The organism is Pseudomonas sp. JAI111, from assembly GCF_024809425.1.
Lineage (GTDB): Bacteria > Pseudomonadota > Gammaproteobacteria > Pseudomonadales > Pseudomonadaceae > Aquipseudomonas.
The window spans coordinates 187,924-207,114 of sequence record NZ_JANUCB010000011.1 but is presented as its reverse complement, the minus strand read 5'-3'; the positions used below and the strand labels follow the sequence as shown (position 1 = coordinate 207,114).

The 19,191-nt window shown below is 60.1% G+C and carries 13 protein-coding genes; 6 read left to right on the top strand and 7 right to left on the bottom strand.

Annotation, left to right across the window (positions count from 1 at the left end; translation table 11 throughout):
• Positions 1–50 precede the first annotated feature (50 nt).
• Positions 51–2,132, top strand: a complete 2,082-nt coding sequence (locus HNR03_RS27485; RefSeq protein ID WP_259157205.1) for a bifunctional diguanylate cyclase/phosphodiesterase — start codon at positions 51–53, stop codon at positions 2,130–2,132.
• 91 nt (positions 2,133–2,223) lie between these two features.
• A complete protein-coding gene (locus HNR03_RS27480) occupies positions 2,224–2,970 on the top strand; it encodes an SDR family oxidoreductase (protein ID WP_090184618.1) in 747 nt (248 codons plus the stop codon).
• Positions 2,971–3,088: 118 nt separating this feature from the next.
• Here the strand turns inward: HNR03_RS27480 and mapR are convergent, their stop codons facing one another.
• From mapR to HNR03_RS27465, 3 genes are all read right to left on the bottom strand, one after another.
• Positions 3,089–4,498, bottom strand: a complete 1,410-nt coding sequence (gene mapR / locus HNR03_RS27475) for a GntR family transcriptional regulator MpaR (RefSeq protein WP_222587048.1) — start codon at positions 4,496–4,498, stop codon at positions 3,089–3,091.
• A gap of 130 nt (positions 4,499–4,628) precedes the next feature.
• Entirely contained in the window at positions 4,629–6,059 is a 1,431-nt protein-coding gene (ccoG, locus tag HNR03_RS27470; RefSeq protein WP_259157204.1) for a cytochrome c oxidase accessory protein CcoG, read from the bottom strand.
• Positions 6,060–6,254: 195 nt separating this feature from the next.
• Positions 6,255–6,488, bottom strand: coding sequence for a DUF3203 family protein (locus HNR03_RS27465; RefSeq protein ID WP_259157203.1), 234 nt, complete (start codon positions 6,486–6,488; stop codon positions 6,255–6,257).
• 123 nt (positions 6,489–6,611) lie between these two features.
• Between HNR03_RS27465 and HNR03_RS27460 the strand changes: the two genes are divergently transcribed.
• On the top strand, positions 6,612–7,124 hold the full coding sequence (locus tag HNR03_RS27460) for an MgtC/SapB family protein (protein ID WP_259157202.1): 513 nt from the start codon (positions 6,612–6,614) through the stop codon (positions 7,122–7,124).
• A 12-nt stretch (positions 7,125–7,136) separates the two neighbouring features.
• Here the strand turns inward: HNR03_RS27460 and HNR03_RS27455 are convergent, their stop codons facing one another.
• On the bottom strand, positions 7,137–7,304 hold the full coding sequence (locus HNR03_RS27455; protein WP_222587044.1) for a hypothetical protein: 168 nt from the start codon (positions 7,302–7,304) through the stop codon (positions 7,137–7,139).
• Positions 7,305–7,511: 207 nt separating this feature from the next.
• On the opposite strand from HNR03_RS27455, the gene HNR03_RS27450 reads away from it, so the two are divergent.
• From HNR03_RS27450 to glgB, 3 genes are all read left to right on the top strand, one after another.
• A complete protein-coding gene (locus HNR03_RS27450; RefSeq protein WP_259157201.1) occupies positions 7,512–9,506 on the top strand; it encodes an alpha-1,4-glucan--maltose-1-phosphate maltosyltransferase in 1,995 nt (664 codons plus the stop codon).
• Between the two features lie 165 nt (positions 9,507–9,671).
• Positions 9,672–13,013 carry a maltose alpha-D-glucosyltransferase gene (treS, locus tag HNR03_RS27445; protein ID WP_259157200.1) on the top strand — a complete coding sequence of 1,114 codons (3,342 nt, stop codon included), beginning with the start codon at positions 9,672–9,674 and terminating at the stop codon, positions 13,011–13,013.
• A 2-nt stretch (positions 13,014–13,015) separates the two neighbouring features.
• Complete coding sequence (glgB, locus tag HNR03_RS27440) at positions 13,016–15,247, top strand: 1,4-alpha-glucan branching protein GlgB (RefSeq protein WP_259157198.1); 2,232 nt, start codon at positions 13,016–13,018, stop codon at positions 15,245–15,247.
• Between the two features lie 415 nt (positions 15,248–15,662).
• Here glgB and HNR03_RS27435 read toward each other — a convergent pair whose 3' ends face one another.
• The 3 genes from HNR03_RS27435 to HNR03_RS27425 form a co-directional block, all read right to left on the bottom strand.
• Complete coding sequence (locus HNR03_RS27435) at positions 15,663–16,736, bottom strand: autotransporter outer membrane beta-barrel domain-containing protein (protein ID WP_222587040.1); 1,074 nt, start codon at positions 16,734–16,736, stop codon at positions 15,663–15,665.
• A gap of 640 nt (positions 16,737–17,376) precedes the next feature.
• Positions 17,377–18,177: an endonuclease/exonuclease/phosphatase family protein gene (locus HNR03_RS27430; RefSeq protein WP_259157194.1), complete on the bottom strand. Its 801-nt coding sequence runs from the start codon at positions 18,175–18,177 to the stop codon at positions 17,377–17,379.
• A gap of 199 nt (positions 18,178–18,376) precedes the next feature.
• Positions 18,377–19,135: a PIG-L deacetylase family protein gene (locus HNR03_RS27425; RefSeq protein ID WP_222587038.1), complete on the bottom strand. Its 759-nt coding sequence runs from the start codon at positions 19,133–19,135 to the stop codon at positions 18,377–18,379.
• Positions 19,136–19,191: the final 56 nt, after the last annotated feature.

The window sequence follows — 19,191 nt, the reverse complement described above, 5'->3', positions numbered from 1 at the left end:
TGCCAAGCCGAGAACGGAAGCAGTACGGCAGGGCGATTGCGAGAAGCCACATGCTCATCGGTAGCTATTCACCCACGCTGGTCGTCATTTCACTCTGTGTCGCGATTCTCGCCTCCTATACGGCGCTCGACCTGACTGAACGCATTGCCACGGCCAAAGGCCGGGCCGTGTTCCTGTGGACGGCGGGCGGCGCCTTGGCCATGGGCGTTGGCGTATGGTCGATGCACTTTATCGGCATGCTCGCGTTCACATTGCCCATCGATCTGGGGTATGACTTCACCCTGACGGCCTTGTCGCTGTTAACCGCGATCCTGTCCTGTGGCTTTGCCTTGTGGCTGGTCAGCCAGCCGCGCCTGCCCGGCTGGCAATTGGGGTTCGGCGCGTTGATCATGGGCGCTGGGATCAGTGCCATGCATTACACCGGCATGGCCGCCATGCGCATGCAACCGGGTATCGATTACGACCCGACGCTGTTCAGTGCGTCGCTGCTGATCGCTGTCGGTGCATCCGGCGCGGCGTTGTGGATCGCTTTTCGCCTGCGTCAGCACACACCGTACGTGGGCCTGTTGCGTGCAGGTGCCGCGGTCATCATGGGCCTGGCCATCGTTGGCATGCACTACACCGCCATGGCCGCGGCGCGTTTCCCGGATGGCAGCTACTGCGGTGCCGCGATCACGGGCTTGAACGGCAAGGGCCTGGACAACCTGGTACTGATCACCACGCTGGCGGTGTTGAGCATCGCGTTGCTGACGTCGGTGCTGGATGCGCGTCTTGAAGCGCGCACCGCCGACCTCGCGCGCTCCCTGACGGAAGCCAATCGTGAGCTGACCCAATTGGCCCTGCACGACACCCTGACCGGCTTGCCCAATCGCATGTTGCTCGCCGACCGCATCGAGCAAGCCATGTCCAAGGTGAACGAGCAGGGCGGTTGTTTTGCGCTGATGTTCATCGACCTGGACGGCTTCAAACCGGTCAACGACGCCTTCGGTCACCACATGGGCGACCAGTTGCTGCGTGAAGTCGGCCTGCGCCTGCGTGAGGATTTGCGCAGCCAGGACACCCTGGCGCGAATCGGTGGCGATGAGTTTGTGCTATTGGTGCGGCTCAGCGAGCCGAACGATGCATTGGACCTCGCGGCTCGGCAAGTCGGGCTGATCGGCAGTTCGTTCCGGGTCGCCGAACATGATCTGCAGATTTCCGCCAGTGTCGGCATTGCGCTGTTTCCGGGCAACGGCCAGACAGCCCAGGAATTGCTGATGAACGCCGACGCGGCGATGTACCACGCCAAGGGCGCCGGGAAAAACGGCTACAGCTTTTTCGATGCCTCGATGAACAGCAACGCGCGCATCCAGCTGCAATTGCTGCAGGATTTGCGCAACGCTCTCGATCAGCAACAGTTCAGCCTTTATTACCAACCCAAATTCGACGCCGGCAATGGTCGTCCGGTGGGCGCCGAGGCGCTGCTGCGTTGGGAGCACCCGACTCAGGGCATGCTGCTGCCGGACAGGTTCATCGATCTGGCGGAAAAGACCGGGCTGATCATTCCCATCGGTGAATGGGTGCTGAACGAAGCCTGCCGTCAGATGCGCGAGTGGTACCTGCAGGGCTACACCGACTGGCGCATCGCGGTGAACCTCTCGGCGTTGCAGTTCTGCCACAAGGGCCTGGTCAACAGCGTCTCCAAAGCCTTGGCTACCCATCAGTTGCCGGCGAACAGCCTGACCCTGGAAATCACCGAAACCACCGCCATGAGCGACGCCGACGCTAGCATGACGGTGCTTCAGGAACTCTCGGAAATGGGCGTCGACCTGTCGATCGATGACTTTGGCACCGGCTATTCGAGTTTGATGTATCTCAAGCGCCTGCCGGCCAATGAGCTGAAGATTGACCGTGGTTTTGTCCGCGATCTGGAACACGACAGCGACGATGCGGCCATTGTGTCGGCCATCGTTGCCCTCGGTCAGGCGTTGGGCCTGCGCATTGTTGCCGAGGGCGTGGAGACCGGCGTGCAGCAGGATTTCCTGACCCAACTGGGCTGCGACTCGTTGCAGGGATACCTGTTGGGGCACCCGCTGCCCGCGGATCGCTTCATGATCGACATCCATCGCGGGGAACAACGGGCTGTCGGTTGAAGGGCCGTGTGATTGATGTGAGCCCATGCAAAAGCCGGCAATGGCGGTTATTCTTGGCCCCGACTGCTTAGGTTTGTTAGGGGACACTCACATGGACAAAGTCATTCTCATCACTGGCGGCAGCCGTGGCATCGGCGCCGCAACCGCGCTGTTGGCCGCCGCGCAGGGCTATCGGATCTGTATCAACTATCAGGCTGACGAAGCGGCTGCGCAACGTGTGCTGGAGCAAGTCCGCGCGCTGGGCGCCCAAGCCATCGCGGTACGCGCCGACGTCAGCATCGAAGATGAAGTGATCGGCTTGTTCCACCGGGTGGACACCGAACTGGGCCGGGTCACCGCGCTGGTGAACAATGCCGGCACGGTGGGGCAAAAGTCCCGTGTCGACGAAATGTCCGAATTCCGCATTCTCAGAACCCTTAAAACCAACGTCCTGGCACCGATTCTCTGCGCCAAGCACGCGGTCCTGCGCATGTCGCCCAAGCATGGCGGGCAGGGTGGCAGCATCGTCAACGTGTCTTCGGTGGCCTCGCGCCTGGGCTCGCCCAACGAATACGTGGATTATGCTGCATCGAAAGGCGCGCTGGACAGCTTCACCATTGGCCTGTCCAAAGAGGTAGCAGGCGAGGGCATTCGCGTCAACGCAGTGCGTCCGGGGTATATCTACACAGACTTCCATGCGCTAAGCGGTGATCCGGACCGGGTTAGCAAACTCGAATCAGGCATTCCGATGGCCCGGGGCGGACGGCCGGATGAAGTGGCGGAAGCGATTATCTGGCTGTTGTCGGACAAGGCTTCTTACGCAACCGGGACTTTTGTCGATCTCGGTGGTGGCCGTTAACAGGCTCGTTCCCACGCTCTGCGTGGGAATTCATCCCGTGACGCTCTGCGTCACATCCAGAGCCGAACGCAGAGCGTCCGTGGCGGCATTCCCACGCAGAGCGTGGGAACGATCAGTGTCAGAACGACCGCACAATCCGCCCCAGCGTCTCCATCGCCTTCTCCGATTCCTCGGTCCACGGGCTCCCGTAGTTCAGCCGGATACAGTTCCTGAACCGCTGGGTCGGTGAAAAGATTGGCCCCGGGGCGATGCTGATGCCCTGCGCCAGTGCCATCTGAAACAATTTCAATGAATCCATCTGCGGCGGCAACTCCAGCCACAGGAAGTAACCGCCCGCTGGTTGGCTGACGCGTGTCTGCGCCGGGAAGTAGCGGGCAATGGCGGCGAGCATGGCGCTTTGCTGTTCTTCCAGGGCGTAACGCAGTTTGCGCAGGTGTCGGTCGTAGCCACCGTGTTGCAGGTAGTCGGCAATGGCGGCCTGGGCCGGCATCGAGGCGCACAGCGACGTCATGAGTTTCAGCCGTTCGATTTTCTGCGCATAACGCCCGGCGGCGACCCAGCCGATGCGGTAGCCGGGGGCCAGGCTCTTGGCGAACGAACCGCAGTGCATCACCAACCCTTCGGTATCGAACGCCTTGGCCGGTTTCGGCGCTTGCTGGCCGTAATAGAGTTCGGCGTAGACGTCGTCTTCGATCAGCGGCACTTGGTGGCGGCGCAACAATTCAACCAGTTCCTGCTTCTTGGCCTCGGGCATGGTCGCGCCCATGGGATTCTGGAAACTGGTCATGCACCAGCACGCCTTGATCGGATGGCGTTCGAGGGTTTGCGCGAGCACGCCAAGGTCAATGCCGTCGCGTGGGTGCACCGGAATTTCGACGGCTTTGAGCTTCAGCCGTTCGAGGATTTGCAGGCAGGCATAGAACGCCGGTGCTTCGATGGCTACCAGGTCGCCGGGTTCGGTGACGGCTTGCAGGCACAGGTTTAACGCTTCCAGCGCACCGTTGGTGATCAGCAGTTCTTCCATGGGCAGCATCAGCCCGCCGACCATGTAGCGCAGGGCGATTTGTCGGCGCAGTTGCGGGTTGCCCGGCGACATGTCGGTGACGACCATGCGTGGGTCCATGTCCCGGGCGGCGCTGGCCAGTGAGCGCGACAGCCTTTGCAGCGGGAACAGGGTCGGACTGGGAAACGCCGAGCCGAAGGGCACTGTGGTCGGGTCCTTGATCGAGTCGAGCACCGAAAACACCAGTTCGCTGACGTCGACTTCAGTGGATTCGTTGACCTGGCTGCTGATCACCGGCTCCGAAAACGGGCTCGGCGCATGGGCGTTGACGAAGTAGCCAGAACGCGGCCGGGCGCGGATCAGGCCCCGGCGTTCGAGCAGGTAGTAGGCCTGGAACACCGTGGACGGGCTGACCCCGTAGGTCTGGCTAGCGTAGCGCACCGACGGCACGCGCTGGCCGGGGCCAAGGACGCCGGAGCGGATCAGTTCAGCGATGTCGTCGGCGAATTTTTCGTAGCGTTTCATCAAGTGCCTGGATGTGATTCAGTCAGAAAAGTCGAGGTGACTGCATCGCGAGCAAGCTCGCTCCCACAGGTATTGCAGTGTCCTTGTGGGAGCGAGCTTGCTCGCGAATGGCGCCCCGCAGTCTAAAGCCTTAACGGTTCATCGGTGCTACAAACCGGCTCTTCGCTTCGCTATAAACATCCGGCTCATCGCTGTCGACAATCTTGAAACTGATCATCTGCGAACTGCTGCTCGGCCGTTCTGCCAACAGGGCCACCGACACCGGTATATCGACAATCTCACCCGGTGCCAGGCTCAGTTCGGTCTTGCCTTGCAGCTGGAAGCCATCGCCCTCCACCAGGCTCAGTTGATAGTCCTGACGCACCTGAGTCTTGTTGATGACCTTCAGGCTGTAGATGTTTTCGATCTGTCCCTGACTGTTCTCACGGAACAGACCGCGATCCTTGCTGACATCCAGCGAGACCATCGGCCGTTCGACCAGGGCGAGGACGAGGGCGCCGATCATCACCAGCAGCACGGCGGTGTAACCGATCAACCGTGGCCGCAACAGGCGGGTCTTGCCACCTTGCAACTCACGCTCTGAGGTATAGCTGATCAGGCCGGGGGCGTAGCCCATTTTGTCCATGATCGAATCACAGGCGTCGATGCACGCCGCGCAGCCGATGCATTCCATCTGCAAGCCATCGCGAATGTCGATCCCGGTCGGGCAAACCTGCACGCACAACTGGCAGTCGATGCAATCACCGAGGCCGACGTCGGCCGGTTTCACTTCACGTTTGCGCGGGCCACGGTTTTCACCACGGGCCACGTCATAGGAAATGGTCAGGGTGTCCTTGTCGAACATCACACTCTGGAATCGCGCATACGGGCACATGTGCATGCACACCGCTTCACGCAGCCAGCCGGCATTGATGTACGTCGCCCCGGTAAAAAACAGCACCCAGAACAGGCTGACGCCGCCCATCTGCAAGGTCAGCAGCTCTTCGGCCAGGGGCCGGATCGGCGTGAAGTAGCCGACAAAGGTCAGGCCCGTCAGCAGGCTGATCGCCAGCCACAAGGTGTGCTTGGCAGAGCGGCGCAGCAGTTTGTTCAGGCCCCACGGTGCGGCCTGCAGCTTGATGCGCTGGTTGCGTTCACCTTCGGTGATCTTCTCGCACCACATGAAAATCCAGGTCCACGAGCTCTGCGGGCAGGTGTAGCCGCACCACACCCGGCCGGCGAACACGGTGATCGCGAACAGGCCGAACGCGGCAATGATCAACAACGCCGAGAGCAGGATGAAATCCTGCGGCCAGAAGGTCGCGCCGAAGATGTGGAATTTGCTTTCGGAAAGGTCCCAAAGCACCGCCTGACGATCGCCCCAGTTCAACCACACGGTGCCGAAGAACAGCAAAAACAGAAATCCGGCACCGCTCAGACGCAGGGTGCGGAACAGGCCGGTGAAGCTGCGGGTGTGAATCAGGTTGTCGCTGGACTTGGCCTTCATCTTTGGACGCGAAGGCTCATAGGTCATTACTGGCGGGGCGCTTTCTACGGTTCGGACGGGGATTCTATCGCTCATGGTCTGTCGCTCATCAGCCTCCATCAGGCATGAGCACTATGACCAGCGATCTGTTTGCATAACAGACTCAGGTATTGCAATAAAATGCGGATCAGATGGACGCTGATGCGCTGCCTGCGACAACTTGATGCACCCGGATCAACAGGATGCAGGCGCCTGTATCGGTCGCCTGCGGGACGTGTTGATGCGGGTCAGTCAAATCACCGAATCACTGTCGGTGGCCTTCAAATGCCTGCGACCGTCCACAGCGCCTGCTACGGTCAATGCGTCAGCTTCTGCTTCGGTGATGTAGATGCGCTGGCCGTTGAGTTCCACCGCCGACATGGCTTTATCCGAGTCAGTGATGATGGTGACGTCGGGGCACAGGCGAATTTCTTCACCGTTTTCCGTGGTGAAAAAGCATGTCTGGTTTTCGATGCGCACAGTCATGAAGGTGTCCTTTTCTCTATAGGTTCTACAGTGTTAGGGCACCGCGGCGGATCATCGTTCGGTGCAACCGATTAATGGTCGGTGCGGTCCATGCTCTAACGAGCAATCACAAGGATTTGCACCATGAACGCCTGGTGGCATGAGGTTTGGGTAACGCTGCAAGCGGAATTCGCCGACATTGGCGATGCATCGCAACTGACGCGCATCACCGTACGGTTGCTGATAGCTGCGCTGCTGGGCGGCATTCTCGGGTTTGAACGCGAGCAAAAGGGCAAGGCGGCAGGCGTTCGCACGCACATGCTGGTGGCGTTGGGCGCGGCCTTGTTTGTACTGGTGCCGCAGATGTCCGGGTCCCAGGCCGACGCCATGAGTCGGGTGGTGCAGGGCGTGATCGCCGGGATCGGTTTTCTCGGCGCTGGCACTATCCTGAAAAACCAGGAGGGCGATGAAGGCCACGTCAAAGGCCTGACCACCGCCGCCGGGTTGTGGATGACGGCGGCGATCGGGGTGTCGGCCGGCTTGGGGCGCGAGGCGACGGCGGTGTTCAGTACGTTGCTCGCGCTGGTGATTTTCAGTGTGATGCCCAAGGTCGTGAAAATGCTCGACCGGGATAAGGACGAGCAGGAGAGACCCTAGCGACGCCAGTCATCACTCAGGCGTGACGATAACGGGCGGCATGGTATTGGGAGGCTCTTCCCGAGGCGGTGGGGTGGTTCCCGGCGGCTCCTGTTCGGGAGCCGGTGCCGGGTCCGTCGGCGGGATGGTCGGCTGGTCGATGTTCGGGTCCGGTGTTTCGGCGGGGATCGGAATACTCATGATTGAAGCCTCCTTGTGGTACATGGCGTAAGTCGTGCTTAAGTTTGTTGACCCACAGGTCACGGAATTGATTCCCGGTAAATGGGCGTGAACTTTTCCCCGCGCCTGTCGCTCGGAACCTAAGTGAGTTCATTCCGGAGCAGACGATTCCGCGTGAATGAAAACCAGACACATGAGCGTCCATGGGGCGTAAAGGAGAGATGCTCGATGACTGCTGAAAAACCGACTGAGTTGAACTACAACCCGCACATGCCGCTGTCGCAGGCGTTGCTGCTGCCGCGCATCGCCATTGAAAACGTCATGCCGACCCTCGACGGTGGCCAATTCGCCGTCAAAGCGGTGGTAGGGCAAGACGTCGTGGTGACCAGCAAAGTGTTCGCCGACGGTCACGACAAACTGGCCGTCAGGGTTCGCTGGCAAGCCGATGGCGAGGATATCTGGCAAAGCGCGACCCTGACTGAGCTGGGCAACAACGGCTGGCAAGGCCAGTTCCGTGTCGAGCACCAGGGTCGCTATGTATTTTGTATCGAAGCCTGGATCGATCAGTACGCCAGCTTCTGCTATGAGATCGAGAAAAAGCACATGGCCGGTGTGCCCATCAGCCTGGAGTTGCAGGAAGGGCGGCATCAGGTTCAGCAAGCGGCTGAGCGTTCCGAAGGGCCGCTGAGCGAAGAACTGGCGGCGCTGCACCATGAATTGTCCGGTCTGCTCGAAGCCGAGCAGGTCGCGCTGTTTCTGCACCAACATAGCGCCGACCTGATGGCGCAGGCCGATCATCGCGCTTACTTGAGCCTCAGCCCCGAGTTCCCGGTGGATGTCGAGCGCGAGCTGGCCCAGTTCGCCAGTTGGTATGAGCTGTTTCCGCGCTCGATCACGGACGACCCCGCGCGTCACGGTACCTTCAATGACGTGCACTCGCGGCTGGCGATGATCCAGGACATGGGTTTCGACGTGCTGTATTTCCCGCCGATCCACCCGATTGGCCGCAGCTTCCGTAAAGGCCCGAACAATTCCCTGACGGCCGGCCCCGACGATCCGGGCAGCCCGTATGCCATTGGCAGCGAGGAAGGCGGGCACGAGGCGATTCACTCCGAACTCGGCACCCGTGAAGACTTCCGCCGATTGGTCGCAGCGGCGGCTGGCCACGGGCTGGAAATTGCCCTGGACTTCGCCATCCAGTGTTCCCAGGACCATCCATGGCTCAAGCAGCATCCGGGCTGGTTCAACTGGCGCCCGGACGGCACGATCAAATACGCCGAGAACCCGCCGAAGAAATACCAGGACATCGTCAACGTCGACTTCTATGCCACCGACGCGATTCCCAGTTTGTGGGTCGAATTGCGTGACATCGTTGTCGGTTGGGTCGAAGAGGGCGTGAAGATCTTTCGTGTGGACAACCCTCACACCAAACCGCTGCCGTTCTGGCAATGGTTGATCGCCGATGTGCGGGCGTTGTACCCCGAGGTGATTTTCCTCGCCGAAGCCTTTACCACCCCGGCGATGATGGCGCGTTTGGGCAAGGTCGGTTATTCCCAGAGCTACACCTACTTCACCTGGCGCAACACCAAAACAGAGCTGGCGACCTATTTCACCGAGCTCAATGAATCGCCATGGCGCGAATGCTACCGGCCGAACTTCTTCGTCAATACCCCGGACATCAACCCGGCGTTTCTGCATGAGTCCGGCCGAGCCGGTTTTCTCATTCGTGCTGCGCTGGCCACCATGGGCTCTGGCTTGTGGGGCATGTATTCGGGCTTTGAACTCTGTGAGGCCGCGCCGGTGCCGGGCAAGGAGGAATACCTCAATTCCGAGAAGTACGAAATTCGCCCTCGGGACTTCAATGCCCCCGGCAACATCATTGCCGAGATCGCCCAGCTCAACCGCATCCGCCGACAGAACCCGGCGCTGCACACGCACTTGGGCTTGAAGGTCTACAACGCGTGGAACGACAACATCCTGTATTTCGGCAAGCGCAGTGCGGACGGCAGCAACTTCATTCTGGTGGCCGTCAGCCTCGATCCGCATAACGTGCAGGAGGCGAACTTCGAATTGCCGCTGTGGGAAATGGGCTTGCCCGACGACGCCATCACCCAGGGCGAGGACTTGATGAGCGGTCACCGCTGGACCTGGCACGGCAAGTATCAGTTCATGCGGATCGACCCCGCTTATCAGCCGTTCGGTATCTGGCGCATCACCGTTTAGACGCAGGACCTGTGGGAGCGAGCTTGCTCGCGATAGCGGTGCGTCAGACAACAGAAGTGTTGAAGGCAATGCCGCCATCGCGAGCAAGCTCGCTCCCACAGGTAATCATCGCGTTTGAGGTTGGTGATCGGCTCAGCGTTTTTTCGAATTCAACAGGAGTTTCAAATGGCGAAGAAACCCAAGGCTGCCACCTTTATCAAAGACCCGCTCTGGTACAAGGATGCGGTGATTTACCAAGTACACGTTAAGTCTTTTTTCGACTCCAACAATGACGGGATCGGCGACTTTCCCGGTCTTATCGCCAAACTCGATTACATTGCCGACCTGGGCGTCAACACCATCTGGCTGTTGCCGTTCTACCCGTCGCCACGGCGCGACGATGGTTACGACATTGCCGAATACCGAGGCGTGCATCCTGACTACGGCACCCTGGCCGACGCCAAGCGGTTCATCTCCGAGGCCCACAAGCGCGGGCTGCGGGTGATCACCGAGCTGGTCATCAATCACACCTCCGACCAACACGCCTGGTTCCAGCGCGCCCGTAAGGCCAAACCCGGTTCGGCGGCGCGGGATTTCTATGTCTGGTCCGATGACGATCAAAAATACGACGGCACCCGCATCATCTTTCTCGACACCGAGAAGTCCAACTGGACCTGGGACCCGGTCGCCGGCCAGTATTTCTGGCACCGCTTCTACTCCCACCAGCCGGACCTGAATTTCGACAACCCGCAAGTCATGAAAGCCGTGTTGTCGGTGATGCGCTACTGGCTCGACATGGGCATCGACGGCTTGCGGCTGGACGCCATTCCGTACCTAATCGAACGCGACGGCACCAACAACGAAAACCTGCCAGAGACCCACGACGTCCTTAAGCAGATCCGTGCCGAAATCGATGCAAATTACCCGGACCGCATGTTGCTGGCCGAGGCCAATCAGTGGCCAGAAGACACCCAGCTGTATTTCGGTACCACCGATAAAAAGGGCCTGAGTGGCGATGAATGCCACATGGCCTTTCACTTTCCGTTGATGCCGCGCATGTACATGGCGCTGGCTCAGGAAGATCGCTTCCCGATCACCGACATCCTGCGCCAGACCCCGGAGATTCCGACCAACTGTCAGTGGGCGATTTTCTTGCGCAACCACGATGAGCTGACGCTCGAAATGGTCACCGACAAAGAGCGCGATTACCTGTGGAATTACTACGCGGCCGACCGTCGGGCGCGGATTAACCTGGGCATTCGCCGTCGCCTCGCTCCGTTGATGGAGCGCGATCGTCGCCGTGTCGAATTGCTCAACAGCCTGCTGCTGTCGATGCCTGGCACGCCGACGATGTATTACGGCGATGAAATCGGCATGGGCGACAACATCTATCTCGGTGACCGTGACGGCGTGCGCACGCCGATGCAGTGGTCGATCGACCGTAACGGCGGTTTCTCCCGCGCCGACCCGGCAAGCCTGGTATTGCCGCCGATCATGGACCCGCAATACGGCTACCTGTCGGTCAACGTCGAGACCCAGGCCGGCGATCCACATTCACTGCTGAACTGGACGCGGCGCATGCTCGCGGTGCGCAAGCAATCCAAGGCGTTCGGTCGCGGCACCCTGAAAATGCTGTCGCCGACCAATCGGCGGATCCTGGCCTACACCCGGGAATTCACCGGACCGGACGGCAAACACGAAATCATCCTCTGCGTGGCCAACGTGTCGCGCAGCGCGCAAGCGGCGGAGCTGGACCTGTCGGCATACGTCGGCATGGTGCCGGTGGAGATGCTCGGCGGTAACGCTTTCCCGCCGATTGGTCAGCTGAATTTCCTGCTGACCCTGGCGCCTTATGGTTTTTATTGGTTCGGACTCGCGGCGGAGAATCAAATGCCTAGTTGGCACGTTGAACCGGCACAAAGCCTGCCGGACTTCACCACTCTGGTGTTGAAGAAACGCATGGAAGAACTGCTCGAAGCGCCGTCACGCGGCACGCTGGAGCAAAGCATCTTGCCGAACTGGTTGCAGAACCGTCGCTGGTTTGCCGGCAAGGATGCAGCCATCGAGAAGGTCAACCTGGCCTACGGCGTGCGCTTCGGCGATGCCCAGCGTCCGGTGTTGCTGAGCGAGATCGAGGTCACCAGCGGTGGCCAGACCAGCCGCTATCAATTGCCGTTCGGCTTTATTGCCGATGATCAGGTCGGACCGGCACTGCCGCAGCAACTGGCGCTGTCGCGGGTACGACGTGGGCCGCAAGTGGGCTTGATCACCGATGCGTTCAGCCTGGAAAGTTTTATCCGCGCGGTGGTGCTGGGCATGCAGGAAAGCACCGTGTTGCCGTCGGATGGCGGCGAGATCCGCTTCGAGCCGACCGCCGAGCTGAACAAGCTGGGCCTGACGGGCGAGTCAGAAGTGCGCTACCTGTCCGCCGAGCAATCCAACAGTTCGGTGGTGGTCGGCAAAAGCATGGTGCTCAAGCTGATCCGTAAAATCGCCACCGGCGTGCACCCGGAATTGGAGATGAGTGCTTATCTGACCCAGGCCGGGTTCGCCAACATCTCGCCGCTGCTGGGCTCGGTGATTCGCCGCGATGCAAACGGTGAAGACAATCTGCTGATGATCGCCCAAGGCTATCTGAGCAATCAGGGCGACGCCTGGGAATGGACCCAGAACAACCTCGAGCGGGCGCTGCGCGATGAACTGGCCGACGCCATGTCGGAGCAGGAGCAGCATTACAACGCGCTGGGCGAGCTCAAGGACTTCGCCGGCATGCTCGGCCAACGACTTGGTGAGATGCACCAGGTACTGGCTGCGCCGACCGACAACGGGGATTTCGCCCCACAGGTCACCACGCAAAAAGAGGCCCTGGCTTCGGCCAAGGACGTGGCGGCGCAGGTGGACCACGCGCTGAAACTGCTTAAAGAGCATCAAAACGAACTGAACCCTGCGGACAAAACCTTGGTCAGTCGTTTACTGGACAACAAAAAAACCATCCTCAGCCATGTTCAGGAGCTGGGCAAAAAAGCAGTGGGTGGTTTGCGTATTCGTGTCCACGGTGATTTGCACCTGGGGCAAGTGCTGGTGATCAAGGGCGACGCTTACTTGATCGACTTTGAAGGTGAGCCGGCGCGGCCGTTGAGCGAACGACGCGGCAAGCACAGCCCCTATAAAGATGTGAGTGGCGTGTTGCGCTCCTTCGATTACGCCGCGGCGATGGCGATCAATGTGCAAAACGTCGACAACACCGCCGAAGCCCGCGCGGCACGACAACGGGTAGCCGACCGTTATTTGAATGATGCAAAACTGGCATTTGTCGACGCTTATCGGCTGGCGGCAGCTAGTCTTGCTCATGCATGGCAAGATCCGGAAGGCGAGGACGCCTCGCTGGCGTTGTTCGGTCTGGAGAAGGCGGCCTATGAGGTGGCGTATGAGGCTGAAAATCGCCCCACTTGGTTGCCGGTGCCATTGCATGGATTGTTTGGATTATTGAGTGGGCTTAAACCCTTTTCCGATCTTGGTGGAGAGTAGTTATGGGTTTCTCGAACAAGGAACAGGGTCACGCTAAAGAGGCGCTGCTGCCCAGATCGCGGGATATCGACGCGCTGGTGCGCGCTGAACATCACGACCCCTTTGCAATTCTTGGCCCCCACGGCGATGGCGCCGGTGGGCAATTCATTCGTGCTTACCTGCCGGACGCGCTCAGCGTGCACGTGCTGGCCAAGGACACTGGCGAAGAGCTTGGTATCCTTGAGGCCACGCAGACGCCGGGCCTGTTTGTCGGGCATTTCGACCGGGCTCAGCCGTACTTGCTGCGCACCCGTTGGGCGGGCGGCGAGCAGGTCTCTGAAGACCCCTACAGCTTCGGCCCGTTGCTGGGCGAAATGGACTTGTACCTGTTCGCCGAAGGCAATCACCGCGACCTGAGCGCTTGCCTCGGCGCGCAGCTGAAGAACGTCGACGGTGTCGATGGCGTGCGTTTCGCCGTGTGGGCACCGAACGCCAAGCGCGTGTCGGTGGTGGGCGACTTCAACAATTGGGACGGTCGCCGGCATCCGATGCGCCTGCGTCATCCGACCGGGGTCTGGGAGCTGTTCATTCCGCGCATGCAGGCCGGGGAGGCCTACAAGTACGAGATCCTGGGTGCCCACGGCATCTTGCCGCTCAAGGCCGACCCGATGGCCCTGGCCACCTCGCTGCCGCCGGACACGGCGTCGAAAGTCGCACCGCCGCTGTCTATCGACTGGCAGGATCAGGCGTGGATGGAGTCACGCGTTGAGCGTTCACGTCCGAGTGCACCGCTGTCGATCTACGAATTGCACGCCGGCTCCTGGCAGTGCGAGCTGGATGATCTGGGCGAAGTGGCCCGCCAGTACACCTGGCACGAACTTGGCGAGCGGTTGATTCCGTACGTGAAAGAGCTGGGGTTCACCCACATCGAACTGATGCCGATCATGGAACACCCGTTTGGCGGTTCGTGGGGATATCAGCTGCTGTCGCAATTCGCTCCAAGCGCTCGTTATGGTTCGCCCAATGACTTCGCGGCCTTCGTCAACGCCTGCCACCAGGCCGACATCGGCGTGATCCTTGACTGGGTGCCAGCGCATTTCCCTACCGATACCCACGGCCTTGCGCAATTCGATGGCACCGCGCTTTACGAATACAGCAACCCGATGGAAGGTTTCCATCAGGATTGGGACACGCTGATCTACAACCTTGGTCGCACCGAAGTGCACGGCTACATGTTGGCTTCGGCGCTGCACTGGCTCAAGCATTTCCACATCGATGGCTTGCGGGTCGATGCCGTGGCCTCGATGCTCTATCGCGATTACTCGCGCAAGGCCGGCGAGTGGGTGCCCAACCGTCATGGCGGTCGCGAGAACCTCGAAGCCATCGACTTCCTGCGTCACCTCAACGACGTGGTCAACCTCGAAGCCCCCGGCGCAATGGTGATTGCCGAAGAATCCACCGCGTGGCCGGGCGTGAGCCAGAGCACGCAACAGGGCGGCCTGGGTTTCGACTACAAATGGAACATGGGCTGGATGCACGATTCGCTGCATTACATCCAGCAAGACCCGGTGTACCGCGCCCATCATCACAACGAGCTGAGTTTCGGCCTGGTGTATGCCTGGTCCGAGCGGTTCATCCTGCCGATTTCCCACGATGAAGTGGTGCACGGCAAGCACTCGCTGATCGACAAGATGCCCGGCGATCGCTGGCAGAAATTCGCCAACCTGCGTGCCTATCTGAGTTTCATGTGGGCGCACCCGGGCAAGAAACTGTTGTTCATGGGGTGTGAATTCGGTCAGTGGCGCGAGTGGAATCACGATCAGCAACTGGACTGGTACCTGCTGCAATACCCGGAACACCAGGGTGTGCAGAAACTGGTCGGCGACCTCAATCGCTTGTACCGCGAAGAGCCGGCGATGCATGAGCAGGATGATGCGCCGCAAGGCTTCCAGTGGTTGATTGGCGACGATGCGATCAACAGCGTTTACGCGTTCATGCGCTGGAGCAAGGATGGCCGGCCGGCACTGGTGGTGGCGAACTTCACGCCGGTACCGCGTGAGGCCTATCGCATCGGCGTACCAATCGCCGGCCGCTGGAGTGAGGTGATCAACAGCGATGCCGCGATGTATGCCGGTTCCAACTACGGCAACAGCGGCGGGGCGTTTACCGAGGAAGAACCAAGCCACGGCCAACCGCTTTCGCTGGTGTTGAATCTGCCGCCGCTGGCGGTATTGATCCTGCGCCCGGAAGGCTGATCTAAAACCGCGTCGCCCCCATCGCCAGCAGGCTAGCTCCCACACCGGTTCTGTGTACGACACAAAACCACTGTGGGAGCTAGCTTGCTAGCGATGGCGTCCGACCAGACAACACATTCCAAAAAACTGCCCACCCATTGATCGCATGCCTTACACACATCCAATTGTGGTAGCTAGCCTGCTGGCGATGGCATCAGCCCAGACAACACATTCCTTAAAACTGCCCACCCATTGATCTCATGCCTTACACAAATCCAATTGTGGGAGCTAGCCTGCTGGCGATGGCGTCCGCCCAAGCAATACATTCCTTAAAACTGCCCACCCATCGATCTCATGCCTTACACAAATCCAATTGTGGGAGCTAGCCTGCTGGCGATGGCGTCCGCCCAGATAACGCGTGTCTCAAACCCATCCCTCACCAGCGCATCCGCACACCCAGGCTCGCAATCAGCCCGTTCAAATCATTTTGGTCGACGACGCTGCTGTAATCGGCGCTGACGTACAGGCTCACCGCAGGCGTTACCCGCGCCACCAACCCCAAGCCCACGTCAACGGTCGATGAATTGCGACTGCTGCTGATTTTGTCGACTTGATCGAGGGTCACGGTATTGCCGGTATAAACGGTGTGCCACAAGTTGGTCCGCACATAGGGTTCGACCGGCAGGCCGTTGAGATCGTAGCTACCTTTCAAGCGTGCGCCGACCCGGCCGCTCCAGGACGTCACATCGCTCGACGACGCATTGCCCGAGCCTGCATAAGGCGTATCGAGCGTGATGCGCTGGTTGATCAACTGCGCTTGCGGTTCGATCACCCAGTTATCGCTCAGACCGATCGGGTAACCGCCTTCCACCGACAACGTCATCGCGCTGCCTTCGGTTGCCTGCCGCGCGCCCTGATCGTTGCGGGTATAGCCGTTGACACGGCCACCGCTGGCGGTCAAGTCCACGTGCCAGCCTTGTTCACCCGTCAGGCTCCAGTAGGCGCCGAAGCTCTGGCCTCGAAGGATGAGGGTGTCATTGGCAGGGTCGGCCAGCGCCCGATTGGTCAACAGCCCGTTGCTGTTGCCTTGTACCAGGGTCATGCCGCCAATCAGCCCGACCTGCTGGGTACGCCCGCTATCGCTTCGCAGGGTCAGGATCGCCGGACCTTTGAGTTCGGAGCTGCCCGAAATTGCAGAATTCTGTGCCATAAAATCGGTTTGCGCTTGCCGTGACGCTTGCCCATACACCTGATCCCACGCCGATGGTGCGGCGTCTTCGATCGTCAGGTGTGAGCTTCGGGTATCGGAGCCGGCGCTGAAGTGGCCCGGGTAGAGCGCGGAGAGAGAGTTGGCGGGCAGGCTCAGGACTGGAACGTCCTGGCGATACCAAGGTGTGGATTCATCCTCGGTGGGACCCGCCTGAACCTCGATGGATGAGCACAACAGCAGTGAGCTGGAGACAGTGCAAAAGGTAACTTTGATCTCTTGTCGGGTGAATGAAGTTTTCATGGCGGTCTACCTTGCAATCGCATGCCGTATCTCGCTTTGGCGTCTCTCCTACCCCGAATGAGGGGCGACCGAATGGATTGAGGCAAGCCGCCGGCCGCCCGATTTCGCGGGAGTCTTCGGGTTGCCCCGGGTGGTATTTCCGGGGGTAGTAACGTGAAGCTAAGAAGACCGAAGGCGTTGCGTCAAGAAAATGAACGATGAGTGGTATGCCTAAATCAGGGTATGCAACTAATTGTTTTTCCGCGCTTATCTAAGTTCTTGTTTGTACGAAAAATCATCTTCAGAGCCGCGAGCCAGAGGTCTCGGGCAGCCGACAATCGGTCTTTTTCCGGCCTGGCAGCGGCGGATTTCCTGTCTCTTTGTGCCGGGAAAATGCTGTCAGTATTACGGCTATCCCTGGTGGGGCAGGGCTGCAGTCGGCGTGTTCATCCCGGGTGGAACGCCTTGGAAATCTGACAGGTTTGTTTTGACGGGGCAGATCAAGATCATTCAATAGCTGAAGGCGATGAATGGTAAGAAGCAACAGCGGTGCGCCGATCTGCTTTGTGTAGGAGTGAGCCTGCTCGTGATGCTGTTGCTGTTGATCGTTCCCACGCGGAGCATGAGAACGATCGGGATACGGTTATTCGTCGGCGAATGCTTAAAGGTGCACTTCAACCGCGAGCGGTAAATGGTCCGACAAATGCGTCCAGGGCTTGCTGCCGAGAATGCGCGGATTATGGCTACTTGCGTTGCGCAGGTAGATCCGGTCCAGGCGCAGCAGGGGGAACCGCGCTGGATAAGTTTTCGCCGGTCGGCCATTGTGGCGTTCGAACGCTTCATGCAGGTAATCGCGACGGGCGAGGGCGGTGTTGCCGTGCAACTGCCAGTCGTTGAAGTCGCCAGCGATGATCACCGGCGCATCGTCGGGCAGGGATTCGAGCAGTTGGCAGAGCAGTTGGAGCTGCAACTGGCGATGGCTTTCCAGCAGGCTCAGGTGAACGCAGATGGCATGCACTTCAGCGTGCCCCGGCACATCGAGGATGCAGTGCAATAAACCGCGTCGTTCGGGGCCGGTGATCGAGACGTCGAGGTTGCGGTGTTCGCGGATCGGGTATTTGGACAGCAACGCATTGCCGTGATGGCCGTTGGGGTAAACGGCGTTGCGCCCATAAGCGAAATCGCTCCACATACTGTCGGCCAGGAACTCGTATTGCGAAGTCTGTGGCCAGTCGTTGTAACGGGAGGAATGGCGCTCGTGTTCACCGACCACTTCCTGCAGGAACACCAGGTCCGCCGAGGTGCTGCGCACCGCTTCACGCAGTTCGGGCAGGATGAAACGCCGGTTGAGGGCGGTAAATCCCTTGTGGGTGTTGACCGTCAGGACCCGCAGTCGATGAATCGCCGGGGGCGTGTTCAAGGACTCGGGTTTGACGGCTCGCTGCTCGGAATCGCTGGTCACGGTCACTCCTCTGAATCTGGGCTGCATCTCTATGCGACTGATGCAGCGCCGGGCAGTTCAGTTTGAGCGACACCTATCCAATGTGGGAGCGAGCTTGCTCGCGATGAGGACGTCAGCTTCAACATCTCTGTTGACTGACAGTCCGCCATCGCGAGCAAGCTCGCTCCCACAGGGAGGTGGTGGTGAATGGGGAATCGGGTCAGACGAAGACGATTTCGTAAGGCAAGCGCATGCGTTCGAGAATCACCCGGGGCAGCAGCGGAGCAATGCCGAGGGCGGGTTCGCCGTCGAGCTGGCTGGCGTAGGCATGGGTGGCGTGGCTTTTGCGCGCGACGGTCCAGGTGTCGAGGCGCACTTTGCGGGCCCGGTGCCATGGCATCAGCCCTTGGTCTCGACTTGGCCAGTGCCAGGCCCAGACCGGGACTTCGTTGAACGTCGCGCCGACCATGCGTGCCGCATTGGCGCTGGCGCGGCCGACGGCGTCATGGTCGCTGGTGCCGTCTTCGCGCCACGTACTGAACACCGCGTCGCCGGGGCGCAGATAACGGGCGATGAACTGGGTCAGTTGAGTCTCCCGCTCGGCCAGGGCGTTATCGGTGAAGCCGCCGCGAATCCATTTCAGGCTGTGCATTGGCAAGCCGAGGCGGCGCAAGGCTTCGACGCTTTCCTGGCCGCGAAACACGCTCAGGCGTTTCTCGGACCACTGTTGCGAACCCGGGTGGCTGGCGCTGCCGTCAGTGATGGAAATTAATTGCAGGGGATGTCCAAGGGTGGACAACAATTGGAGCAGGCCACCACACATGACCACCTCATCGCCGGGGTGCGGCGCGATGACCACGGCGCGTGCGCCGGCGGGAATCAGGGTCTGGGTGTTGATGACGGGGATGTTGTCCAGTTGCAGGGCACTGTTCCAGATCTGTCCTGGCAGGCTGCTTTCGATGATGGAAACGGGTTTCATCGGGCTACGTCCTTGTTCTGTTTAAAAACGATGTGCCGCGCTCCATACCCTGGATT